This window comes from Gordonia aichiensis NBRC 108223 (assembly GCF_000332975.1).
Lineage (GTDB): Bacteria > Actinomycetota > Actinomycetes > Mycobacteriales > Mycobacteriaceae > Gordonia > Gordonia aichiensis.
The window spans coordinates 137,561-161,239 of record NZ_BANR01000001.1 but is presented as its reverse complement, the minus strand read 5'-3'; the positions used below and the strand labels follow the sequence as shown (position 1 = coordinate 161,239).

The 23,679-nt window shown below is 65.9% G+C and carries 23 protein-coding genes; 9 read left to right on the top strand and 14 right to left on the bottom strand.

Annotated elements, in window-relative coordinates; all coding sequences use genetic code 11:
* Positions 1-23: 23 nt before the first annotated feature.
* The 3 genes from GOACH_RS00730 to GOACH_RS00720 are packed head-to-tail and all read right to left on the bottom strand — an operon-like array spanning position 24 to position 2,166.
* Positions 24-1,223, bottom strand: coding sequence for an O-succinylhomoserine sulfhydrylase (locus GOACH_RS00730; RefSeq protein ID WP_005169141.1), 1,200 nt, complete (start codon positions 1,221-1,223; stop codon positions 24-26).
* On the bottom strand, positions 1,220-1,633 hold the full coding sequence (locus GOACH_RS00725; protein WP_040517358.1) for a rhodanese-like domain-containing protein: 414 nt from the start codon (positions 1,631-1,633) through the stop codon (positions 1,220-1,222). Before GOACH_RS00725 ends, GOACH_RS00730 begins: the two co-directional genes overlap by 4 nt.
* 38 nt (positions 1,634-1,671) lie before the next feature.
* Entirely contained in the window at positions 1,672-2,166 is a 495-nt protein-coding gene (locus tag GOACH_RS00720) for an Rv0361 family membrane protein (protein WP_005169137.1), read from the bottom strand.
* 118 nt (positions 2,167-2,284) lie between these two features.
* Here GOACH_RS00720 and GOACH_RS00715 point away from each other — a divergent pair, with 118 nt between their 5' ends.
* Both GOACH_RS00715 and GOACH_RS00710 read left to right on the top strand, forming a co-directional pair.
* Positions 2,285-3,325: an ABC transporter substrate-binding protein gene (locus tag GOACH_RS00715; protein ID WP_005169135.1), complete on the top strand. Its 1,041-nt coding sequence runs from the start codon at positions 2,285-2,287 to the stop codon at positions 3,323-3,325.
* 139 nt (positions 3,326-3,464) lie between these two features.
* Entirely contained in the window at positions 3,465-4,856 is a 1,392-nt protein-coding gene (locus GOACH_RS00710; RefSeq protein WP_005169133.1) for an FAD-dependent oxidoreductase, read from the top strand.
* A 150-nt stretch (positions 4,857-5,006) separates the two neighbouring features.
* Here the strand turns inward: GOACH_RS00710 and GOACH_RS00705 are convergent, their stop codons facing one another.
* Complete coding sequence (locus GOACH_RS00705; protein WP_005169131.1) at positions 5,007-5,555, bottom strand: hypothetical protein; 549 nt, start codon at positions 5,553-5,555, stop codon at positions 5,007-5,009.
* Positions 5,556-5,795: 240 nt separating this feature from the next.
* Here GOACH_RS00705 and GOACH_RS00700 point away from each other — a divergent pair, with 240 nt between their 5' ends.
* From GOACH_RS00700 to GOACH_RS00690, 3 genes are read left to right on the top strand one after another with little or no spacing between them, the layout of a single operon-like run.
* A complete protein-coding gene (locus GOACH_RS00700) occupies positions 5,796-6,830 on the top strand; it encodes a FecCD family ABC transporter permease (protein ID WP_005169130.1) in 1,035 nt (344 codons plus the stop codon).
* Positions 6,827-7,969 carry a FecCD family ABC transporter permease gene (locus GOACH_RS00695; RefSeq protein WP_040517303.1) on the top strand — a complete coding sequence of 381 codons (1,143 nt, stop codon included), beginning with the start codon at positions 6,827-6,829 and terminating at the stop codon, positions 7,967-7,969. Before GOACH_RS00700 ends, GOACH_RS00695 begins: the two co-directional genes overlap by 4 nt.
* A complete protein-coding gene (locus GOACH_RS00690) occupies positions 7,966-8,781 on the top strand; it encodes an ABC transporter ATP-binding protein (protein WP_005169127.1) in 816 nt (271 codons plus the stop codon). Before GOACH_RS00695 ends, GOACH_RS00690 begins: the two co-directional genes overlap by 4 nt.
* 27 nt (positions 8,782-8,808) lie before the next feature.
* Here GOACH_RS00690 and purT read toward each other — a convergent pair whose 3' ends face one another.
* Both purT and GOACH_RS23230 read right to left on the bottom strand, forming a co-directional pair.
* Positions 8,809-10,509 (bottom strand): formate-dependent phosphoribosylglycinamide formyltransferase, encoded by a 1,701-nt coding sequence (gene purT / locus GOACH_RS00685; protein WP_005169124.1) that lies wholly within the window; start codon positions 10,507-10,509, stop codon positions 8,809-8,811.
* Positions 10,510-10,582: 73 nt separating this feature from the next.
* Complete coding sequence (locus GOACH_RS23230; RefSeq protein ID WP_005169122.1) at positions 10,583-10,927, bottom strand: UBP-type zinc finger domain-containing protein; 345 nt, start codon at positions 10,925-10,927, stop codon at positions 10,583-10,585.
* 72 nt (positions 10,928-10,999) lie between these two features.
* Here GOACH_RS23230 and GOACH_RS00675 point away from each other — a divergent pair, with 72 nt between their 5' ends.
* Positions 11,000-12,592: a Na+/H+ antiporter gene (locus tag GOACH_RS00675; protein WP_005169120.1), complete on the top strand. Its 1,593-nt coding sequence runs from the start codon at positions 11,000-11,002 to the stop codon at positions 12,590-12,592.
* Here GOACH_RS00675 and GOACH_RS00670 read toward each other — a convergent pair.
* Complete coding sequence (locus GOACH_RS00670) at positions 12,573-14,174, bottom strand: adenylate/guanylate cyclase domain-containing protein (protein WP_040517357.1); 1,602 nt, start codon at positions 14,172-14,174, stop codon at positions 12,573-12,575. The two genes, GOACH_RS00675 and GOACH_RS00670, sit on opposite strands and share 20 nt — an antisense overlap.
* 261 nt (positions 14,175-14,435) lie before the next feature.
* On the bottom strand, positions 14,436-14,882 hold the full coding sequence (locus GOACH_RS00665) for an Hsp20/alpha crystallin family protein (protein WP_005169116.1): 447 nt from the start codon (positions 14,880-14,882) through the stop codon (positions 14,436-14,438).
* A gap of 179 nt (positions 14,883-15,061) precedes the next feature.
* On the opposite strand from GOACH_RS00665, the gene GOACH_RS23670 reads away from it, so the two are divergent.
* Positions 15,062-15,259, top strand: coding sequence for a hypothetical protein (locus GOACH_RS23670; RefSeq protein WP_157227409.1), 198 nt, complete (start codon positions 15,062-15,064; stop codon positions 15,257-15,259).
* Here the strand turns inward: GOACH_RS23670 and GOACH_RS00660 are convergent.
* Together GOACH_RS00660 and GOACH_RS00655 are read right to left on the bottom strand one after the other, a co-directional pair.
* Positions 15,252-16,595 carry an NAD-dependent succinate-semialdehyde dehydrogenase gene (locus tag GOACH_RS00660; protein ID WP_005169114.1) on the bottom strand — a complete coding sequence of 448 codons (1,344 nt, stop codon included), beginning with the start codon at positions 16,593-16,595 and terminating at the stop codon, positions 15,252-15,254. The genes GOACH_RS23670 and GOACH_RS00660 overlap by 8 nt on opposite strands.
* A 261-nt stretch (positions 16,596-16,856) precedes the next feature.
* A complete protein-coding gene (locus GOACH_RS00655; RefSeq protein ID WP_005169112.1) occupies positions 16,857-18,143 on the bottom strand; it encodes an adenylosuccinate synthase in 1,287 nt (428 codons plus the stop codon).
* Between the two features lie 158 nt (positions 18,144-18,301).
* Between GOACH_RS00655 and GOACH_RS00650 the strand changes: the two genes are divergently transcribed.
* Both GOACH_RS00650 and GOACH_RS00645 read left to right on the top strand, forming a co-directional pair.
* Positions 18,302-18,952, top strand: a complete 651-nt coding sequence (locus tag GOACH_RS00650; protein WP_040517355.1) for a hypothetical protein — start codon at positions 18,302-18,304, stop codon at positions 18,950-18,952.
* A 55-nt stretch (positions 18,953-19,007) separates the two neighbouring features.
* Positions 19,008-19,871, top strand: coding sequence for a site-2 protease family protein (locus tag GOACH_RS00645; RefSeq protein ID WP_005169108.1), 864 nt, complete (start codon positions 19,008-19,010; stop codon positions 19,869-19,871).
* Between the two features lie 27 nt (positions 19,872-19,898).
* Here the strand turns inward: GOACH_RS00645 and GOACH_RS00640 are convergent, their stop codons facing one another.
* The 4 genes from GOACH_RS00640 to GOACH_RS00625 all read right to left on the bottom strand — a co-directional run bounded on the left by GOACH_RS00640 (position 19,899) and on the right by GOACH_RS00625 (position 23,417).
* Positions 19,899-20,699, bottom strand: a complete 801-nt coding sequence (locus GOACH_RS00640; RefSeq protein WP_005169106.1) for a polysaccharide deacetylase family protein — start codon at positions 20,697-20,699, stop codon at positions 19,899-19,901.
* Positions 20,700-20,787: 88 nt separating this feature from the next.
* Positions 20,788-21,705: a cation diffusion facilitator family transporter gene (locus GOACH_RS00635; RefSeq protein ID WP_040517298.1), complete on the bottom strand. Its 918-nt coding sequence runs from the start codon at positions 21,703-21,705 to the stop codon at positions 20,788-20,790.
* Between the two features lie 132 nt (positions 21,706-21,837).
* Positions 21,838-22,953: an FUSC family protein gene (locus GOACH_RS00630; protein ID WP_005169103.1), complete on the bottom strand. Its 1,116-nt coding sequence runs from the start codon at positions 22,951-22,953 to the stop codon at positions 21,838-21,840.
* Positions 22,950-23,417 carry a DUF3151 domain-containing protein gene (locus GOACH_RS00625; protein ID WP_005169100.1) on the bottom strand — a complete coding sequence of 156 codons (468 nt, stop codon included), beginning with the start codon at positions 23,415-23,417 and terminating at the stop codon, positions 22,950-22,952. Before GOACH_RS00625 ends, GOACH_RS00630 begins: the two co-directional genes overlap by 4 nt.
* Positions 23,418-23,679: the final 262 nt, after the last annotated feature.

Below are 23,679 nucleotides of genomic sequence, written 5' to 3'. Positions count from 1 at the left end.
CCGACCCCGCGCGATCGATGCGTTCAGCCCAGCGCCTGATCCAGATCGCCGAGCAGGTCGTCGACGCCTTCGAGACCGACGGACAGCCGGACCACGGAGTCACTGAGTCCTATTGCAGCCCGTCCCTCCGGACCCATTGCACGATGTGTCGTGGTGGCGGGATGGGTGATGAGTGATTTGGAGTCGCCCAGGTTGTTCGATATGTCGATGACGCGCAGCGCGTTGAGTACCTCGAAGGCTCGCTTCTTTCCGTCCACACCGTCGCGATCGTTGAGCTCGAACGTGACCACGGTGCCGCCACCGGACATCTGCCTGGTCGCCAGTTCGTACTGCGGGTGCGAGGTGATGAACGGGTATTTGGTCCATCGCACGCGTGGGTCGGCCTCGAGGAATTCGGCGATGCGCAACGCCGATGCCACCGACGCGTCGACGCGCAGTCGCATGGTCTCGAGTCCCTTCAGCAGCGTCCAGGCGTTGAACGGACTCAGCGCCGGCCCGGTGTGACGCATCAGGGTCTGCACCGGACCGTCGACGAACTCCTTGGTACCCAACACCGCGCCACCCATCACACGGCCCTGCCCGTCGATGTGCTTCGTGCCGGAGTAGACGATCACATCGGCGCCGAGATCGAAGCCGCGCTGCAGCAGCGGAGTGGCGAAGACGTTGTCGAGCACCACCTTTGCGCCCGCAGCGTGCGCAAGTTCCGACACCTTGGCCACGTCGACGAGGGTCTGCATCGGATTCGACGGTGTCTCGAAGAACACGGCGTCGGCGGGGGTGGAGAGCGCCTGCTCCCACTGGTCGAGGTCCTCACCGTCGACGAAGACCGTTTCGACGCCCCACCGGGGCAGGATCTCGTTGCACACCACGAAGCACGACCCGAACAGGCTCCGCGCGGCAACAAGCCGATCGCCCGCCTTCAGCAGCGCCCCGAGCGCGACGAACACAGCGGCCATGCCGCTCGCAGTCGCGAAACACGCCTCGGCTCCGTCGAGCAGACGCAGCCGCTCCTCGAACATCGCCGTCGTCGGATTTCCGTAGCGGGAGTAGACGAATCGCTCGTCCTCGCCGGTGAACGCACGCTCGGCGGCCTCTGCGGAGTCGTAGACGTAGCCGCTGGTGAGGTACAGCGCCTCGGAAGTCTCGAAGAACCCCGACCGCGCCAGGCCGCCGCGCACCGCAAGAGTGTCGAACGAAACGCCCTCGGGCAGTTCGTGGCTCACGACTGCCTCCACGGGAGATTCGACGCACGCCAGCCCGCTCGGCCGCGGTGGTCGTTCTCGTCGAGCGCTCCCTCGAATCCGTCGAGCACGTTGTACGCCTTGGTGATTCCGGCGGCCGTCGCAGCCTCGGCAGCACCGATGGAGCGATGCCCGGAGCGGCACAGGAAGATCACTTCGTTGTCGTCCCGGATACCCGCATCGCGCAGTTCCGCGATGAACGCCTGGTTGGGAGCGCCCTCCGGGAAGGTGTTCCACTCGACGAAGACGGTCTTCTTCTCGATGACCTCGAGGTCGGGGACACCGACGAAGGCCCATTCCGCTGAGGTGCGACAGTCGACCAGAACGGTGTTGGGGTCGTTCTCGAGCTTCTCCCACGCTTCGACAGGCGTGAGGTCTCCTGCATAAGTCACGCCTTCCAGGGTGTCATATCCGCCGGAAGTCGCACGTTTCAGCCCTTGCACACCTTCCAGTCCCCGTCGTCCTTCACGACGACGACGCTGGTGGTCTGTTCGTCGTCCGGAGTCTTGTCGAAGTGCCAGTGCACACGCGCTGTAGCGCGGTCGCCGTTGACCGTCACATCGGTGATCTCCGGGATGACGATGCGACCCTTCGACTCGACCGATGTCCGGTTCTGACGCACGAATTCGGCCTCGGAGATGAATGCTGACGACGACGTGTCGGCAGCGCACGTCGTCTGCTTGTATTTGCCGTAATCGACGTTGTTGCGCGCGGTGTAGTTGTCGTTGATCGCGAACTGGACCTGGCCGGAATCACTTGCCCGCTCTTGCGCAGGACGCAACACGTTGGACAGCACGACACCGAGAATCGCCAGCGCGACGACGACCAGTGCAATCCAGAACGGCCACGCGTCTTTCCAGGTGCGCGGGCTCTGCTCGCCCTCGAGTTCGTCACCGGCGGCTGACTCACGTGCACCTTTGGCCATGCCGGGCAGTGTAGTGTGCCGGCGCGCCGGCTCATGTCACCCCCGATCCGGACATACACGGCAAGCGATCTCGTAAGGTGACCCTAAGAGCGGTCAGCACCACCGAGAGGATCACCCCGTGCGCCACCCACTACATCTCCGCCCAGCTCTCGCAGCACTCGCAGCTGTCGCGGCGTCGACGTTGGTCCTCGTCGGATGCTCGTCCCCCGACGAGGAGCAGTCCGCGGGCGCCTCGTCGGCACCTGCTGCCGAACCCGGCGCGCTGCCGGTCACCATCGATCACAAGTACGGGTCGACGACCATCTCCACGCAACCATCCCGCGTTGCCGCGATGGGTGTCGGCGACGGCGATACCCTTCTCGCACTCGGCATCACCCCGACGACAATCGCCCCCTTCGCCGACCCGACGCAACGCAGCGCTCCGTGGAACGCCCAACTCCTCGGCGACGCGGACCCGGAGATCCTGCCCAATGTGTCGGCCGAGTTCGGCGCGCAGATCGCGAAGGCCCTCTCGACCAACCCGCAACTGGTCACTGCCGTGGGCGCAGCCCCGACGCGTGAGCAATACGAGACCCTGAGCAAGGCCGTACCGACGATCGTCCGACCTGCGCAATACCAGGATTGGCAGGTTCCCTGGGACGTGCAGACCACCGAGATCGGCAAGGCCGTCGGACTCCCGGACGCGGCGTCGAAAAAGACTGCCGAAGCCAAGAAGCACGTCGCCGACCTCGTTGCGAAGCACCCCGAATTGAAGGGCAAGACGGGTGTCGTGGTGACCGGATCGCCCGACGGCGGTATCTCCATCTACGGGCCGGGCGACGGACGCGCCCAAATGCTCGCAGACTACGGCCTGAACTTCCCCGAGGCACTGAAACCGACGATCACCAATGGCTTCTACGGTTCGATCTCCGCGGAGCGACTCGACCTGCTCAACGCGGCCGATGTGGTCGTCACGGTCGACTGGTCAGGCGCGAACGCCAAACTCAAGGCCGACCCCACCTGGAACCGTCAGAGCTACGTAGCCGAAAGCCGCGTCGTCTACCTCGACCAGCAGGTCGGCAGCGCGATGTCGGTGCCGACAGTGCTCACCGTGCCCTGGGTGGCGGACAAGACGATCGAACCGATCTCGGAGGCTGCCCGGAAGCGGACACAGGGGTAGTCGGACAACTGAGGCAACCCTCACAGATGATTTTGGCTATCGCTGTCCAGCGCCTACCGTAGAGGGGATAAGCGTCGACGCACCACAGCGATATCCTGGCGCGTCGAGACACCCCTGAGTACGAGGTAGACGACACTCTATGACTGATCAGAGCCGCCCGCTGCGGGTTGCCATCGTCGGAGCCGGCCCGGCCGGCATCTACGCGGCCGATGCCTTGATGAAGTCCGACACCGCCAAAGACCGCGGTGTCAGCATCGATCTCTACGAGCGGATGCCCGCTCCGTTCGGCTTGATCCGGTACGGCGTCGCCCCCGACCACCCGCGCATCAAGGGCATCATCACCGCACTGCACAAGGTCCTCGACAAGCCGCAGGTGCGTTTGCTCGGCAACATCGACTACGGCACCGACATCACCCTCGACGAACTCAAGGCGCACTACGACGCCGTGATCTTCTCGACCGGCGCCACCGACGACCGCGCACTCGACATCCCGGGCGTCGACCTCGACCGCAGCTATGGCGCGGCGCAGTTCGTCGCCTGGTACGACGGCCACCCCGACTTCCCGCGCGAATGGCCGCTCGAGCAGGAGAAGGTCGCCGTCATCGGAGTCGGCAACGTCGCGCTCGACGTCGCCCGCGTACTCGCCAAGACCGGCGACGAGTTGCTCCCCACCGAGATCCCGGCCAACGTCTACGCAGGCCTCAAGTCCAACAAGGCCGTCGAGGTCCACGTGTTCGGCCGCCGTGGCCCGGCACAGGCCAAGTTCACGCCGCTCGAACTCAAAGAGCTCGACCACTCGCCGAACATCGAGGTCGTCGTCAGCCCCGAGGACATCGACTACGACGAGGGCTCGGCGGTCGCACGGCGCGGCTCCAAGATCACCGACCAGGTCGCGACGATCATCGAGAACTACGCGATGCGCGAGCCCAAGCAGGGTGCGATCCACAAGCTCTTCCTGCACTTCTTCGAGAGCCCGATCGAGATCCTCGGCGAGAACGGTGAGGTCGTCGGACTCCGCACCGAGCGCACCCAGCTCGACGGCACCGGCAACGTCAAGCCCACCGGCAAGCACACCGACTGGGACGTCACCGCGGTCTACCGCGCCGTCGGCTACCTGTCGGACAACCTCCCCGAGATCCCCTTCGACTCGCAGGCGGGCGTGATCCCCAACGAGGCCGGGCGCATCTTCGACGACGGCACCCACCTCACCGGCCTGTACACCACCGGCTGGGTCAAGCGCGGACCCGTCGGTCTGATCGGCCACACCAAGGGCGATGCGAACGAAACCGTCGAGTGCATCATCGAGGACATGGGCAACGACGCGCTCCTCGAACCGACGAATCCGTCGGAGGACGCCATCATTGAGCTGCTCGAGTCCAAGAGCATCCCGTTCACCACCTGGGACGGCTGGTACCGACTCGACGAGCACGAACGAGCTCTCGGCGCCGCCGAGGGCCGCGAACGCGTCAAGGTCGTCGAGCGCGAGGACATGGTCGCCGCATCGGAGCCGCACAAGGTTCAGAAGGCCTGACTCCGTCAGGGGTTCAGAAGGCCTGACTCCGTCAGGGGGTTCACAAGGCCTGACGCTCGAACCCCGAGACAGACAACAAAGAACGCCGACCGGGATTCCGGTCGGCGTTCTTTGTGTGAGAGGAAACCGATCGCCAGGCGATCGGGTCGATCAGTTCTGTGCAGCCTTCACCGCGGACGCGGGCGGAGCCTGGTCGCCAACCTTGGCCTGCGACGGGTCGACCCTCTTCGTGTTCGGCGCAGGCTTGCGGTCGCCCTCGAACTGCTTGAGGTTCCACCAGAAGCCGGCGTTGTTGAAGATGTTCTCCACCTGAGCACCGATGGTGTAGCCGGAGATCGACGACGGGAAGCAGCCACGCCAGGTCGTCTCGGACGCCATGAAGAACTGCCCCGCCTTCAGAACGCCCGCGGGCTGATCCTTGAGCGCGACCTTCTTCGTCGGGCCACCGAACTCGGTGACATTCACGTTGGTCATGGTCGCGCCACCGATGTTCTTCACGCCCATCCAGCGGTGCATGCGCCAGCCGGGGAGGTTATCCCAGGTGGGTCCCCAGCCCTTGAAGTAACAGTCGACTCCGCCGACAAGCGCGAGGTCGCCCGGAGCTGCAGCGTGGGCGGGTGTCGCTGCGGCTACCGAACCCGCAGCGAGACCGCTGGCGGCGGCGACCGCGGCGATAGCGCGCTTCACAGACTTCTTCATGTCGTATGACCTTCCTGATTCACGTGTCGTCGTGCATTGATCGACCTGCAAGGTGCCGATACGCACCGGGGATGCGGCTGTAGATCTCACCCCCGACGGTTCGTTCCGTCTGAACATGCATATCGGAAACTCACAGGAAATTGTTACCCCCGCCGAAAGATCTTGCCCTTTCGGACACCACCTCGTGACTTCGCCCCACCATCCGGGGGTCCGGTACCAACTCAGGTAAGGTTGCCCTTCGTGCGTCGTATCTCCGGTTTGTTGCTGATCGTTGCGGTCCTCGCCGCAGCGGTCATCGCATCGGTGATCATCGGCACGCGTAGCGTCCCACCTGCCCAGACATGGGATGCGCTCACGTCTGGGGTCGGCCAGATCTGGAGCTCGATCGTCCATCTGAGCGCTCCGACGGTGAGCAAACCCGACGACATCGCCGGCATCGTCTGGGATCTACGCATTCCGCGAACAGTGCTCGGCCTGATGTGCGGTCTGGCGATCGGCGCCGCGGGAGCCATTACCCAGGGGCACACCCGCAATCCGATAGCCGACCCCGGGATGCTCGGCGTCAACGCAGGGGCGGCATGTGCGGTGGTATGCGGGGTCTATGTGCTCGGGATCTCCTCCCCGATGGCCTTCATGGGGTTCGGTCTCCTCGGCGCGATCATCGCCTCGTGTGCGGTCTTCGGCGTCTCGGCGCTGACCGGAACAGGTCCGGTCACCCTCGTCCTGGCCGGCACGGGCCTCTCGGCGATGCTCACCGCGATCACGTCGGCCATCGTTCTCTCCGACACTGCGTCGCTCGATGCCTGGCGATTCTGGAGCGTCGGCTCGACGTCGGGGCGAAGCATCGACGTCTTCTGGGCAGCGCTGCCATTCGTCGTCGTCGGTCTCGTCCTCGCACTGGCCAGCGGGTTCTTTCTCAATATCCTCAGTCTCGGTGACGAGATGACGACGGCCCTGGGATCTCGGGTGCTGGTGATCCGCGCCGTCGGGATCGCAGCGATCACGCTGCTGGTCGGGGCCGCCACGGCCGCCTGCGGGCCCATCGTCTTCCTGGGGCTGGTCGTGCCGCATATCGCTCGTGCGTTCACCGGCCCCGACTACCGCTGGATCATCCCCTACTCGGCACTCATCGGTGCCGCCCTCATGCTGATCTGCGATGTCCTCGGGCGCGTGATCGCCCGGCCAGGTGAGGTGCAGGTCGGCGTCATGCTGGCCATGGTCGGGGCGCCGTTCCTCATCGCCATGGTCCGCCGACAGAAACTGGCGAACGTATGACGACCGAATCGGACACCACAGAGCGCGAATCCGCTGGAGATGCCGCGCTCGCCGACGCCGGGTCGTCGACGTCACGCTCCCGCCGACGTCTCGTCGTCCGGCTCGGGCCGTCGTCGTGGGTGGTACGCCCTCGCATGGTCGGCGTGACCCTCATCGGGCTCGCCCTCGTGGTGCTGCTGTTCCTCCTGAGCGTCGGCGTGAGCGACTATCCGCTGTCACCGCTCGACGTCGCACGCATCCTGCTCGGCGGCGGCACCCGCATCGAGAACGTCGTCGTCCTCTCCGATTCGCTGCCCCGTGCCCTGGTGTCGGTGCTCGTCGGCTTCGCGCTGGGGTCAGCCGGGGCACTGAGCCAGCTCATCGCACGCAACCCGCTTGCCACCCCCGACATCCTGGGCATCACAGCCGGATCGAGTGCAGCCGCGGTCGCAGCGATCGCTTTCGGAAACAGTTGGGGCGCATGGCTCTCCGACATCGGGGTTCCGGCAGCAGCACTGCTGGGCGGCGTTCTCACAGCCGTCGTGATGTACGTGCTCGCATGGCCGGGGCGCAAGGCCAACCACGGCATCAACCCCCTCCGACTCGTTCTCATCGGCGTCGGAACGACCTGGCTACTCCAAGCCCTCACGTCGTTCCTCCTCACCCGCGCCGACATCAAAGACGTTGCCCGCGCACAGGTCTGGCTGGTCGGATCGGTGTCCCAATCAACCTGGTCGAGCGTCTGGCCCGTCGCGATCGCCGTCGCGGTGGGCATTGTCGTGATCGTGACGATGTCGCGCCAGATCGACGCGCTCTCACTCGGCCAGGACATGGCACGAGGGCTCGGAGTTCGGACCGCGGGCGTGTCGACAACCGTGCTACTCGTCGCAGTGGGGCTCACCGCGCTTGCGGTGTCGGCGGCAGGGCCGATCGCGTTCATCGCACTGCTGGCACCGCAGATCGGGATGCGCCTTGCCAGAACGCCCGTCCCGACCCCGTTGCTTGCCGGTGTGATCGGAGCGATTCTCGTACTCGCAGGCGATCTCCTGTGCCGCACGCTCCTGCCCGATGGATTGCCCGTCGGCATCGTCACCGCGGCGGTGGGCGGACCGTTCCTCATCTATCTCATGGTCTCGATGTCACGGAAGGCGACAGTATGAGCAGGCTCGTCGGCCAAGGACTCAGCGTCGGATACGACGATCGCGTCGTCATCGAGGGGCTCGACGTCGAGATCCCCGACGCCGCGGTGACCACCATCATCGGCCCGAATGGCTGCGGTAAGTCGACGCTCCTGCGGGCGATGTCGCGCCTGCTGAGTCCCCGTGAGGGCGTCGTGCTCCTCGACGGCACCGACATCAACCACACCAAGCCGAAAGAGGTCGCGCGCAAGCTCGGCATACTCCCCCAGAACCCGGTTGCGCCAGAGGGACTGACCGTCGCCGACCTGGTCGGGCGCGGGCGGTTCCCCCACCAGAAGTGGTATCAGCAGGCGTCACCCGACGACGAGGCCGCCGTGGCGGCCGCGTTGGAGATGACCGGGACCACCGAACTGGCCGACAGACACATCGACGCGTTATCCGGTGGTCAGCGTCAGCGCGTGTGGATCGCGATGACACTCGCGCAGGGCACCGACCTCCTACTGCTCGACGAACCGACCACCTACCTCGACCTCGCGCACTCGGTGGAGGTCCTCGATCTCGTGTACTCGCTGCGCACCGAGCACGACAAGACCGTGGTGATGGTCCTGCACGATCTGAATCTCGCTGCCCGATACAGTGATTCGTTGTTCGTGATGACCTCGGGACGAATAGTCGCCCAGGGTAGTCCCGACGAGGTCATCACCGAAGAGCTCCTCGACGAGGCGTTCGGTCTCACCGCGCGGGTGATCACCGATCCCGTGTACGGCGACCCACTGATCGTCCCGATCGGGACGCGCAGTGCGCGAAGCGACATGGGCGCGTCCGCACACTGAGCCCCTGCGCCAGACGGCTCGACTGCCCTACGCCGACGGCCCACCATCGGGGGCATCGCGACCACCGGCCGCGGGAGGCCCGGCAGGCACACGCACCTCTGACTGCTGGCCCGGCCCGCCCGGTGCTACCGGTCGACCTTTCGGATTCACGGGACGCGCGTCCGGCTGGCCGGGGCCGGGGCGCTGACCTACAGCGTCACGTCCGACCGGCGGCGGAACCCTCCGGTCGCCCTGACCGGGCTGACGTGGCGGCTGCGCTGGACGCGGCGCGGGCTGCGGCGGCCGTTGCCCGGCAACCTGGGGCCCCGGTGGGGTCGCCTGAGGACGCGGTGGTCCCGGAGGGCGTTGCCCCACAGGAGGTTTGGGCGGGCTCTGCGGTCCCGGACCGCGAAGCGGTACGACGACCCCGCGCCGGGCGGGCCTGCCGGGCACGGGCGTGACGATCGACGCCGCGCGTACGGCACGTTCGCGGGCGGTCTCGACGTCGTCGGCGGTCGCGGTGACCACCCCCATCCTGCGACGGCGGAAACTCTCGGGCTTACCGAAGAGCCGGATATCGGTCTCGGGCACCGCAAGTGCCTGCGCGACATACTCGAAGCCGATGCCCTTCTCGTCGAGCCCCCCGTAGATCACGGCCGATGCCCCCGGCGAGGCAAGCGTCACGTCGACGGGCAGACCGAGGATCGCCCTCGCGTGCATCTCGAATTCCGAGAGCCGTTGCGTCGCCATGGTCACCAGCCCGGTGTCGTGCGGGCGTGGTGAGACCTCGGAGAAGTAGACGTCGTCGCCCTTGACGAACAACTCGACGCCGAAAATCCCACGGCCACCGAGCTTTCCGTCGCCCATCGCTGTCGCGATACGGGCGGCTATCGACGTCGCGGCGCCGAGGGCGAAGGCACTCATCTCATGCGGTTGCCAACTCTCGACGTAATCACCGTTGACCTGGCGGTGTCCGATCGGGGCGCAGAAGTGGGTGACCAGTTGGCCGGTTGCCGGGTCGACGGCACGCACCGTGAGCAGGGTGATCTCGTAGTCGAACTCGATGAAACCCTCGACGATGACACGTTCACCCGCGACCCGACCGCCGGTCGTCGCGGTGTCCCACGCCTTGTCGACGTCCTCGGGCCCGCGAACAACGGTCTGACCCTTGCCCGACGACGACATCACCGGCTTGACCACACACGGGTACCCGACCTGTTCGGCGGCAACCGTCAGCTCGTCATGCGATCCCGCAAACAGGTACGGCGACGTGGGAAGTCCGAGCTCTTCGTCGGCGAGGCGTCGGATTCCCTCCCGGTTCATCGTCGCGACGACCGCGGACGCCGTCGGGATGACCTCTGCGAGTCCGCGCTGTTCGATCGTGACCAATGCGTCGGTCGCGATCGCCTCGATCTCAGGAACGACATAGGCGGGCGAGTACTTCTCGACCAAGCCGATCAACGCGTCGGCGTCGGTCATGTCGATCACCTCGGCGTGATGGGCAACCTGCTGCCCGGGAGCACCCGCGTATCGGTCGACTGCGACCACCTCGACGCCGAGCCGTTGGAAGGCGATGATCACTTCTTTACCGAGCTCGCCGGCACCGAGCACCATCACCCTGGTGGCGTTCGGTGACAGCGGTGTTCCCAGAATGTCCGGCGGCCCCACGGTCGGCTGCGCGGGCGACACGTTCGGTGTCGCCGCGCCGGTGGCGTGGTTGTCCGCGCTACTCCCGTTGGTCGAGGTCATACCGCAATCTTACGTGCCGGATTTGTCGTTCCGCGTTCGATCACCGGTAGCTGCACCGGCCGGGCGATCGGGCTCAGCCCATCACCTCGTGGATGTAGCACCAGCGCCAGACCTCACCCGGCTCGGCTGAGCGCATCACGGGATGACCGACGTCGTGGAAGTGGGCGGTGGCGTGCCTGCGGGGGCTGGAATCGCAGCAGCCGACGTGACCGCACTCGAGACAGATCCGTAGATGTGCCCAGTGCTGCTCGCCGAGTTGCACGCAGTCCTCGCAGACGCTGATGTCCCCGGTGGCCGGACCCGGATCGGCGGCCGGGTCAACCCCGATCTCGGCGAGCTCAGGGCACCTCGCCTCGACGACTCCGGCGTTGCCACGCGTGTCACCGACGCGGGGACGGGATCGACCGAACAGACGCATACCTCCATTATCTCCGACACCGCCGGCCTCCGGTGCCGCGTCGAGTTCGACGACTCGGGTTAGGTTGACGCGGTGAGCGCTTCCCTTCTGCTGGTCGCGGTGCTGTCGGTGGTGATCGCAGCGCTGTCGCGGCACTACAACCTGTCGTCGCCGCTGGTGCTGGTCGTCGTCGGGTTGGCAATCGGGTGGATACCCGGACTGTCCGCGGCCGAGCTCGACCCCGAGTTCGTGTTGTTCGTCATCCTGCCGCCCCTCCTCTACTCGGCCGCGCAGGACAGCTCATACCAGGAGATCCGTGCGAATCGCCGTGCCATCGGCCTGCTGGCGATCGGACTTCCGCTGTTCACCGCGGCGGCCGTCGGCGTGGTCGCCTACCTGTCAGTGCCCCATCTACCGCTGGCCGCCGCCCTGGTCCTCGGAGCGATCGTTGCGCCACCCGATGCCGTCTCCGCACAGGCGATCGGGCGCAGGGTCGGGCTACCGCGGCAGATCATGACCCTCCTCGGCGGCGAGAGTCTGCTCAACGACGCGACAGCTCTCACCGCGTTGCGGGTGGCGCTGGCCGCGGCGGTCGGTGCGACGACATCGGTGTGGGGCGGCGTCGAGACGTTCCTCCTCGCAGCTGTCGGGGGACTCGTCATCGGCCTGCTGATCGGCTATCTGGTTTTCAGGATCCGTGACTGGCTCACCGACCCGACGATCGAGACGGCCATCGGTCTCATGGTGCCGATCGGGACGTACTTCGTCGCCGAGGAACTGCACACATCCGGGGTGATCGCGGTCGTCGTGGCGGGGCTGTTCCTCGGGCAGCGCTCCGCCCGCGTCGGCTATGCGACACGAATCCAGGACGCCGCCGTCCGCAAGTCGATCGACGCGTTGCTCGAAGCGTTCGTCTTCCTGCTGATCGGGTTGCAGCTGCCCGATCTCATCCGGGGGCTCGCAGGACAATCCTGGCTGCACATCGCGTTCGACGCCGCGATGGTGCTGATCGCGACGATCCTGGTGCGCTTCGTATGGGTCTACGCCGCCACCTACGCGGCCCGTGTGCTTCCCGGGGTTCGACGACGAGAGCCCCCGCCCAAGCCGTCGTGGCTGTTCGTCGTCGGATGGTCGGGTATGCGCGGAGTGGTCTCGCTGGCGGCGGCGTTCTCGATCCCGCTGACCACGGAGTCGGGTGAACCGTTCCCGGCTCGCGCGGAAATCCTGTTCCTGACCTTCGTCGTGGTCGTCGGCACACTACTGATCCAGGGCGTCAGCCTGCCGTGGGTGATCCGACGACTCGGCGTCAGCAGCGAGGAGGACGCGGCCGCCGACCGCCTGGCCTATGCCGCGGCTCAGGATCGCGCGTCACGCGAGGCCGAGAGCTACCTCGACACGATGGCGCGGGACATCGACGACCAGGACCCGAGACAGCTGCAGGTGGCGATGCTCCGCAAATGGATCACCACGCAACGCAATACAGCGTGGGAAGAACTCGGTCGCGGGCCCGAGGACATCGGCGAGAGTCCCACTGCGGCCGGAAATCGTATGCGCAACAAGATGCTTGCGATCCAACGAAGGGTGTTCATCGACGAACGCGACGCCGGGCACATCGACGACGAGGTCCTGCGCACCGCGCTTCGCCGTCTCGACTTCGCCGAGGGCGTCAACGATCGGGAGACGTAACAGCCTGGTCTGCGTCGTCAGGCAGCGCGGCGTCGTCAGGCAGCGCGGCGTAGACGTGGGTCTCCTCGGTGCGTCCGCGCAGCGAGGTGGTCTCCTGCTCCTCCCAGTGAATGGCCTCCTCGGCATCGGCGACCTCGACGGGCCGCCCCGACGCCAGCGGGCGGCGCGGATCCCGCTTGGCGAGTTCGGAGAGCCGTGCACTCTCGTTGACCGGATCTCCGATGATGGTGTACTCGAACCGTTCGATCGCGCCGACGTTGCCCGCGACGACAGGGCCGAACCCGACCCCGATACCCGCCGACAGCTCGGGAACCCGACGCTCGAGGTCTCGCGCGATCTCGCGGGCGGTGCACAGCGCGGCACCCGCGGCGTCGTCGAGGTCGATCGGAGCGCCGAAGATCGCGAGCACGGCGTCGCCCTCGAACTTGTTGACCAGGCCGTGATGTCGCTCCACCTGTTTGACGATCACCGCGAAGAACCTGTTGAGGATCTCGACGACCTCGGTCGGTGAGCGCTCGGCGGCCAGCGTCGTCGAACCGATCACGTCGACGAACAGTGCGGCGACGGTGCGTTCGGTGCCGCCGAGCGCCGGATCGGAGCTCAGCGCGGCTTCGGCGACCTCACGACCGACGTGTCGACCGAAGAGGTCACGCATGCGCTCGCGCTCCCGGAGCCCGCCGACCATCGAGTTGAAGCCCACCTGGAGGTCACCGAGTTCGGTGCCGTCGTAGACCACCAGGTCGACCTCGTCGCGGACGTCTCCCGCCTGTACCTTGTTCATGCCGTTACGCACGCTGCGCAGTGGCCCGGTCACGCTCAGGCTGGTCAACACCGTGAGGAGCAGGCCGGTGGCCAGGGAGATGACGGCGAGCACGAACACCCCGACGAACAGGTCGAGCTTGCTCGTGTCCTCGCGGAATGCACCGAACGACACGACGAGCAGGATGCCGACGATGGGCGTCGCTGATCCGACGATCCATGCCACCACCGACCGCGACAACACACCCGAGCGCTTGCGTCGGCGGTATCCGGCACTGATGAGATCCGCCGACACCGGGCGGAGCGCCAGTTCGATCAACAGGTAGGAGACACCGACAACGACGGTCCCCGACAAACCGATGACGAAGAGCATCTTCGGGATGAGCATCGGACTCTGGACGCCGTACATGATGGTGAACATCACGACGGCCCCGAGCCACAGCATCGCCTGCAGCCCCAACAGTCGGATAGGGACCCGCTGTGTGCGTTTGACGTCGGCCTTGGTCGGTGGTTCGCGCCTGATCGCCCACCGCAGATCGCGCGTGACAGTGAACGTGCCCCACCCGATACCGACGACGAATGCCAGGGAGACATACAGCGGCACGACGATGAAGTTGACCCACCACAACTCGGAAAGGAAAGTCGACGGTTCGGGGATGCCGACGGTAGACAGCGCGATCGCGGCGACTGCACCCACGAGATTGGTGACGACGATCGTCGCGGTCAGCACCGTCTGGACGCGAACCCGTCGTTTGATTCGTCCTTCAGCGGCCGACCCCAGCAGGATCGACCCGTAATCGCGCTCGGATCGACCCCGGATCATCCACATACTGTGTCACAGTCGCGTTCCGCAGCGACAGACACTACAGCGACATGTATCGGCGGAGCATGCGACAGACGGGCGGCGGGACGGTCGCACCGTGCCAGAACTCGTTGACGGCCCGACCGAACCCGCCGCGCGATGGACAGATTCCTCAATTGACTCGTTGCGGTATCCCACCCCCTTCGTTAAGTATTCGCATTTACCCGTCAAAGGATTTGTGCGGCAGAGTCTTCCACGGACATCAGCCCACGAGGGCAGTGCTCAGCCGCTCGCATTCGCGGTGATGGCCTGCTGCCGGCCGGTGGACTCGACGACGATCTTGCGTGGTTTCGCCTCCTCGGCGAGGGGGATCGTCACCGACAGCACACCGTTGTCGTAGTTCGCCACGATCTTCGTGACATCAATACCTTCACCGAGGGACACCTGCCTTCGGTATGTACCCGAAAAACGTTCGCTCGCAAGCCATTGCACACCATCGTCGGATGGCGCACTACGCTGAGCGGTCAGCGTGAGCACGCCATGGTCGACGTCGATGCCGATCGAGCCGGGGTCAGCACCGGGGAGGTCGGCGACGAGCATGTAGTGGTCGGCGACCTTGTACAGATCCAGCGGCATGAACCGGGGCGCTCGAACCGACCCCACGGAGGAGCCCGTCATGAGCCCACGAGCAAGCGCGTCAACATCGCCGAACGGATCAAAACGAAGCACAGCAACTCACCTCCTGAATTCAGGCTGCCCGCCACCCGATTCGACGAGCAGCACATGCTGTACGCAATAAAAATAGCACTGCGACCGACTCTCGTCTAGCACTCATTCGATAGGAGTGCTAGAACATTTCTCATCACCCGCGGGATGCACTTCCCACACCGGAAGGCAAGGAGGACAACATGACTGGAGATACGACGGCTAGCCGCAACTGGCCGGGAAACACCCCAACCGATCACGATGGGCATCATCATGTCTACGTTGTCTGGCCCGAACCATCCCCACTCGAGAAATGGTGGGTATCGGTGATGAAACAACCCGACCGCGAGGCGTCGTCGAACAATGGTCGGGAACGACGCCTCGCGACCGGGTTCAGCTGATCCTGATCATCTTTTTGTTGACGAACTCGTCGATACCGAAGCGTCCCAGTTCGCGGCCGAAGCCTGATCGCTTCACGCCACCGAACGGCAGTTCGGCCCCTTCCGCGCCGACCGCGTTGACGAAGACCATGCCTGCCTCGATCTTGTCGGCGACGCGTAGAGCCTGGTCGGGATCGGTGGTGAAGACGTACGAGCCGAGGCCGAACGGGGTGTCGTTGGCGAGTTCGACCGCGGCGTCCTCACCCGACACCTTGTACACCGTGGCGATCGGACCGAACAGCTCCTGTTTTGCGGTGGCCGACTCGGGGTCGACGCCGGTGAGCACGCCCGGCGGGAAGTAGGCGCCCTTGCGCTCGCCTGCCGATTCGAGGGTGGCACCCGTCGCGAGCACCGACTGCACCTGTTCGTCGAGGCGCTCGGCCGCAGCCACCGACGACAGCGGCCCGAGGTTATCGGCTGCGGCCTTGACCTTCTCGGTGAACTTGACGATGAAGTCGTCGTAGACGCTTTCATCGACGATGAACCGCTTCGCGGCGTTGCACGCCTGCCCGGTGTTCTCGAATCGCCCGTCGACCGCCGCATCGACGGTGGCGTCGAGGTCGTCGGTGGAGAGCAGGATGAACGGATCCGACCCGCCGAGCTCGAGGACGACCTTCTTGAGGTTGCGGCCGGCCACCTCGGCGACCGCGGCTCCCGCACGTTCGGATCCGGTCAGCGAAACGCCTTGCACGCGCGGGTCGGCGATGGCCTCGGCGATCTGCTCGTTGGTGGCGTAGACGTTCACATACGCACCCGCCGGATACCCGGCGTCGAGGAAGATCTGCTGCAGAGCAGCCGCCGACTCAGGACACTGCGGGGCGTGTTTGAGCACAATTGTGTTGCCCAGCACCAGGTTTGGCCCGGCGAACCGCGCGACCTGGTAGTAGGGGTAGTTCCAGGGCATGATGCCAAGCAGTACACCGACAGCGCTGCGTCGAATGAACGCCGAGCCCTCACCCTCGAGCAACGTGATGGGCTCGTCGGCGAGGAACTTCTCCGCGTTGTCGGCGTAGTACTCGTAGATCGCAGCACTGAACTCGACCTCACCGACGGACTGGTCGTACGGCTTGCCCATCTCGCGGACGATGATCTTGGCCAGCTCGTCCTTGCGTTCGGTGTGCAACTCGCCGACGCGCCGGATCAGGGCGGCACGCTCGGCCACCGTCGACTTCTTCGACCACGTGTTGAACGCGTCGTACGCCGCCGTGATCGCCGCCTCGACCTGCTCGTCGGTTGCGGTCGGATACTCCTTGACGACGTCGCCGGTCGCGGGGTCGACGACTTGGTACAAGCTCATTGCGATTCTCCTCGTCTGCACGCACGGCCGCTCGGCCGACTACACCCTCGAATGTAGTTGCCGACGGCGCCGCGCGCCGAGTGAATCGACGATACCAGGAGGCAATCGTTGCGGAATCCGTATATTGACAGCGCAGACTATCCGCTTTTTAAAGGCAGCTGCGGGAACCAGCGACGAATTCCGCAGTCGCCAACGCTGACGCAACTCAGACGATGGCCCTGCGGACGACACCCAACCGCCGGCCGCCGACGCTGACGCAACTCAGACGATGGCCCTGCGGACGACAGTCTGGTCACGACCGGGGCCGACGCCGATGCACGAGATGTGCGCGCCCGAGAGTTCCTCGAGTCGGAGCACGTAATCCTGCGCGGTCTGCGGCAGTTCGTCGAAGGTCGTGCACTGCGAGATGTCTTCCCACCAGCCGGGCATGTACTCGTAGATGGGCTTGGCGTGATGGAACCCGGTCTGGGTCATCGGCATCTCGTCGACGCGCTCGCCGTCGACCTCGTAGGCGACGCAGATCGGCACGCGGTCGAGGCTGGAGAGCACGTCGAGTTTGGTCAGGAAGTAGTCGGTGATGCCGTTGATGCGCGTCGCGTAGCGGGCGATCACGGCGTCGAACCAGCCGCAGCGTCGGGCACGGCCGGTGGTCACACCGACCTCGCCGCCGGTCTTCGCAAGGTACTCGCCCCACTCGTCGAACAGCTCGGTCGGGAACGGACCCGAGCCGACGCGCGTGGTGTAGGCCTTGAGGATGCCGAGCACCGTGGTGATCTTGTTGGGCCCGATACCCGACCCGACCGCAGCGCCGCCCGCCGTCGGATTCGACGACGTCACATAGGGATACGTGCCGTGGTCGACGTCGAGCAGCGTGCCCTGCGACCCTTCGAGCAGTACGGTCTCGCCGCGTTCGAGCGCCTGATTCAGCAACAGCTGGGTGTTGGCGATGCGGTGTTTGAAGCCTTCGGCCTGGGCGAGGACCTCGTCGACGACCTGCGCCGGTTCGAGTGCGCGGCGGTTGTAGATCTTGACCAGGATCTGGTTCTTCAGTTCGAGCGCCGCCTCGACCTTCTGCGCGAAGATCTTCTCGTCGAGCACATCCGCCGCGCGCACACCGACGCGGGCGATCTTGTCCTGGTAACACGGACCGATGCCGCGGCCCGTGGTGCCGATCTTCTTGTTGCCCAGAAACCGCTCGGTGACCTTGTCGATCGCGACGTGGTAGGGCATCAGCAAGTGGGCGTCGGCAGAGATCATGAGACCGGAGGTGTCGACGTCACGATCCTCGAGTCCGCTCAGTTCGGTGAGCAGCACACCGGGGTCGACGACGACGCCGTTGCCGATGACGTTGTTGACGCCGGGGGTCAGGATTCCCGAAGGGATCAGGTGCAGGGCGAACGTCTCACCGTTCGGCAGGACGACGGTGTGACCTGCGTTGTTGCCGCCCTGATAGCGAACCACCCACTGCAGCTTCTCGCCGAGCAGATCGGTCGCTTTACCCTTGCCCTCGTCGCCCCACTGGGCGCCGATAAGCACGATCGCTGCCATGTCCCCTACTCCTTAGTCGCACACATACCGACGTCGAGTCGCAGGCATGCGGTGCGCGCCGTAACGGAACCACCCTACTTGCTGACCGGGTAGAACCTGCGAGGACGTCCCCGGGCGTCCCGACACCAGTGCTCGCGAGCACGACTACGCTCGTCCGCGTGTCCCATGCAGTGATCTCGTCGGTGGCACTCGTCGACGACGCCCGGCAAGTACCGCCGACCCGCAAGGCCGTGCGCCGGGTAGTCGATACCGCGCTTGCCGACGACCCGTCACGACTCGTCGTCGAACCAGGTGACTCGGCGCATCCGGACGTCCTGCTCGCCGAGGTGGTCGCCATCCTGATGATCGCGGACCGGCTCGACGTCGAGGTCGCGTACGCACCGACCTCGGCCACTCCCGCCACCACGCGGTACGGGTTGCCGCACGGCGCTCGTGGGGCCGACCTCGCACGACACGGCGTCGCCCGCGACCTGCCACTCATCCGCGACGACGCCGCGACGGTGCTCGTCGGGAGCGCCCGGCACCTCGGCGCCGAGTCCTCGGCGCTGCACGGCGAGACGTACGTCGACGATGCCCGTCTGTTCCGCGGGTCGGTGCGCGGTGTGCGTATCGAACCGACCCGCGACGCACCAGGTGTGCGAGCCCGCGTCGAACGCCCGCTGCTGCCGGGCCGGTGGCACAGTGGCCGGGCAGCACAGACCGGCGGAACCAACCTGGTCGTCGAGCGCGAAGGTGTCCTGACGCCGCGAATCGTGAAGCGCTCGACGTACTACCGCCACCACGTCGACTGGAAGCTGGTGTGCCCGTGACGGATGTGCTGACGATGGCTGTGCCCTCGACGGATGTACCCGTGCGGGAGGCCTCATGACCGGCAACGCGTGGGCGGGCGATCGCCCGCAACGACCGACGAGCCGCGAGATCGTCCGGGCGATACGTCCGGGCTGGCTCTTCCTCGCATTCGTCGCGGTCGCGGTGCTCGGTGGATGGATGTGCGCGGTCTCGGACCCCGGCCGCAACGCGATGTCGATCGGCGGCACGTTACTGCTGGTCCTCGCGGGCTGGGTCATCTCCCTGTGTCTGCACGAATTCGGCCACGCTGTCACCGCATTCCGGTTCGGCGATCGCAATGCCGAGCTCCGCGGCTACCTCACACTCAATCCGATGCGCTATACGCACCCGGGCCTGTCCCTCGGCCTGCCGCTGCTGATCATTCTGCTCGGCGGCATCGGATTTCCCGGTGGCGCCGTATATCTCGACGAGCGCGGTATGACCAATCGACAGAAGACGCTGGTCTCGCTGGCCGGGCCCGCGATGAACGTCGCACTCGCGGCGATCCTGCTGCTCGTCATCCGGGTCGCCGCACCCGATGCCTACGTCCCGCTGCATTCGGGTGTGCTGTCGGGGATGCTGCTCGCCGTGGACGGCGTGAACCTGTGGGCGGCGCTGGGCATGCTGGCCTTTCTGCAGATCACCGCCGCCGTTCTCAACCTGATCCCCATGCCCGGATTCGACGGCTACAACGCGATCGAGCCCTACCTCTCGCAGCAGGCGAGAGCGAACGCCGCGAAGATCGCGCCCTACGGATTCCTGATCGTGTTCGCGCTACTGTTCATCCCCCAACTGAACGCCGCATTCTTCGATCTCATCCGATGGTTGTTCGAGTTGTCCGGTGTACCATCGAATCTCGCCACCCAGGGGTGGAACGTCTTCATGTTCTGGCGAACATAGCGCCGCCCTGCCCGGCGCGGCGTCGGATCACGTTCTGCGCGTTGCGAAGTAGTCGTCGAGTGTGACCATGTTGAGTCGACGCTCCCGGATGATCTCCACCAGTTGCGGGTACACGTGGGTCACCGGCGGATGATTGGCGTGGCCGATGATCACGGTCTGCGGATGGAAATACCGTCGGGCGCACTGCACCAGATACTTTTCGGTGATCACCCCCGAGTCCGAGAGCGACCCGAACCACAAGACCGGCGTCAGGTATCCCAGGTCGGCGGCCACGGCGTCCACAGTGGCATTGTGGTAGCCGTACGGAGGCCTGAAGAACGGCGTGCCGTCGACCCCGAATCTGTTGTGTAGAAATCGTTTACACCGTGTCAGCTCGTCTGCGACACCCGCCGCCGACAACGACGTGAGATCGGAATGGGTCCACGTGTGGTTTCCCAACTGGATCTGCCCGGATTCAACCAATGGCCGCAGTTGCACCTGGTGGTCGGTCCACGAGTCGAAGGACCCGGTGACGAAGAACGTGAAGCGGGCACCTGTGTCTCGGGCGAATCGGATGTATGCCCCGACGACATCCGAACTCGCACCGTCGTCGACGGTCAACGCGAGATGCCTTCCCGTGCCGGGAAGTGCGGTCAGTGTTCCGGAGGGAACCCGAACCTTTCGCGCGACGTCGGGCGGCGGCACCTGCATTGCCGTGCTCTGCGCCACCGGCGTCGGGATCGGCGACATCGGATTGGTCGACGGCAACGCCGATGGCGCAACCGCGTCGACACGTGCTGTGGCGCATCCCCCCAGCGCTGTGGCCGCCCCGGCAGCCAGGACGGTCATGAACCCCCGACGTCTCACGACAGCGAACATAGCCGACCGCAACGAGGAAGGCCGACCACGACGCGCGATCGGGCTTACGCGTCGCGCGTCACCACCCCAGATCGTCGCGGCAGCGCTTCTCCATCTGGTCCGGATCGACCTGGATCGTCGCGTGGGTGAGTCCGTGCCGGGCCAGCACCGCCCGCGCCTGCGGGAGCACCTCGTCGTTGGGGCAGTTACTCGCCAAATGCACTGTCGCGACGTCCATCCCGGTGGTCAGCGACCAGACGTGGAGGTCATGCACGTCGTGCACCTCCGGGATGGCTGCGAGTTCGTGCTCGAGTGCATCGACGTCGACGTGGTCGGGTGCCTGCTGGTTGAGGATCCGCAGGGCGTCACGAGCGAGCCGCACCGCCCGCGGCACCACCCAGAGGGCGATCAGGACCGCGACGACGATGTCGGCGTACCCCCACCCCGTTGTCATCGTCACGATGCCCGCGACCAGCACGCCGACGCTGCCGACGGCGTCGGCCAGCACTTCCATGTACGCCCCCCGGACCGCGATCGACTCTTTCGAGTCGGCACGCAGCAGCATCATCATCGCGACGTTGACAGCCAGTCCGATCAACGCGACCACGATGAGCGTCAGCCCCGGCACCTCCGGGTCGGAGCCGATGCGTCGAATGGCCTCGTAGAGCACGAAGACGGCGACACCGATCAGTAGTACAGCGTTGGCAACTGCCGTGAACACCTCGGCGCGGTGCCAACCGAAACTGCGCTCGGCTGTCGTCGATCCGTGGCGCGCGAGCAGCAGTGCGACGAGCCCCATCAACAGGGCGACGACGTCGGTCAGCATGTGCCCCGCATCGGCGATCAATGCCAGGGAATCGACCGCGATTCCGACTGCGAGTTCGACGACGAAGTATGTGCCGATCATCGCGACGGCGACAGCCATCGGCCAGATCCGACGATTCGACGTCGAGGCGTCGGCGACGTGCGAGTGTGCGTGTGAATGCGAGTGGCCCATGGTGCAGCCAATATATGCGCGAACTCGCATATATGACAAGGGTTAGGTTCACCTAAATCGCAACGTAGGCGGGAGGGGTCGCCTAGATGTCCCCCTCGCGAATCCCGGTGCGGTCGTGCCGGCCGGGTCCGGTCAGCGCAGCGTCGCCTGCGCGGATGAGCGTCGGAGCCCGCAGACCATCAACAGGTCGATCAGCAGCGAACGCGTCTCCGCCAGCAGAGCCGTCTCACTCATCCCGCTTTCTGCGACGAGCTCGGCGCGCGCCTTACGCGCTATCGTGCGCAGTACGCGAGCCGCGTCTGCCGGGTCGGGCGATTCACCGGGATCGGCGAGCATCATCCGACGCAGAGTCTCGAAGGCGTCGCCGAGGTCGTCGACGATCTCGATCAGTTCGGGTCGAAGTTTCTCGCCGCGCTGTGTCATACCCAGTGCGCGTCGCGCGATGATCCGGAAGTTGCGTACACCGTTGTCGATGGGGTCGGCCGTCGCGGCAATTCTCTGCAACCGCAAACGCTGACGCCAGTGCAGCGGTGAGATCGTGCTGATCTCCTTGCCGCCCCGCATGTCCGACCGCATCGTGTTGATCGCGGCCTGTGTGCCGCGTGCACTCTCGAGTGCGGAGAACACCACGTCGGCGTCCCCGACGCGGAGCCCTGCCGCGAGCGTCTTCGCGGCGTCGCGCATCGTGGCGAGGATGCCTGCCGCGTCGCGTCGCCCGCGAGACGCAGGATTGGCGGGTAACAGCGCTCCGACGACGATGCCGACCAGTCCTCCGATCAGTGCGTCGAACGCACGGTAGTAGCCGCCCGCCTGCCCGGGGGGCAGAAGCGTGGCGACCAGGACAGCCGACGACGCCGCCTGCATCGGGATCAGCGGACCGTCGTCGAGAAAGACCGCTGTAGCCATCGCCAGCGCGACGACCACCATGATCTGCCAGGTCCCCGAACCGATTCGCGAGACGAGCAGATCGCCGACAAGGATGCCGATGGAGACACCGACGACGAGCTCGACGGCACGACGCCATCGCTGGCCGAGCGACAGTCCGAGTGAGATGACCGCGGCAATCGGCGCGAAGAACGGACGCGAGTGGTGGAGCAGGTCGAGCGCTATCCACCACGCCAGCCCCGCGGCGATCGAGCACTGCAGGATCGGTTGCAGCGAGAGGTACAGCCGCCGGACACGGGTGCGCAGGGGACGCGGGAGCGCGTTGACCCTGGCGCTGACCCGCGCGCGCAGCGTTGCGATCACACCAGGCCGAGTTGTTCTGCCGCGCTGGGGTCGCTGTCATTCAGGAGATCGAGGCAGCGCAGGTACTCCTCGTTCTCACCGATGACGCGAGCGGCTCTGGCCAGCGCGCCGACACATCGGAGGAATCCCCGGTTGCCCTCATGCGACCACGGCACGGGGCCGAAGCCCTTCCACCCGTTGCGCCGCAGTTGGTCGAGGCCGCGGTGGTAACCGGTGCGCGCGTAGGCATACGCCGCGATGACGGCGTCGACGTCAGGTGTCTGTTCACCGGCGGGCTGACCGTCGTCACCGACGCCGCCCGACGTCAGTGCCGCTTCTGCCAGATACGCCCAGGCGATCGACGCCGTCGGGTGCGACGCTGCCACCTCCGCGGGTGAGGCACCGTTGAGTAGGTCCGATTCGGCGTCGTCGTCTCCCGGCAGGAGTGTCGGTTGGGGTCCCAGCAAGTCTCCGAAGGAAGTCACTCCCCTATTCAAGCATCGAGTCGCGGCACGATGTCCGCTTCGGTCGACCCGCAAATCCCCCGTCGGCCCCACCTGCACGGGCCGCCGACGCAGCACCTCGGCGGTAGTAGTCTTCGCAGATGCTCATCTGCGTGCCCGGATGCCCGTGACACCAACGATTCGCTAGGGTGAATGGCGCACTCGGTCGGTGAACGACCCGGATGCCCACGACCCCGTTGCCGCAGTGCACGGCGTAATCCACTTGTTCGAGGAAGGAATGGTG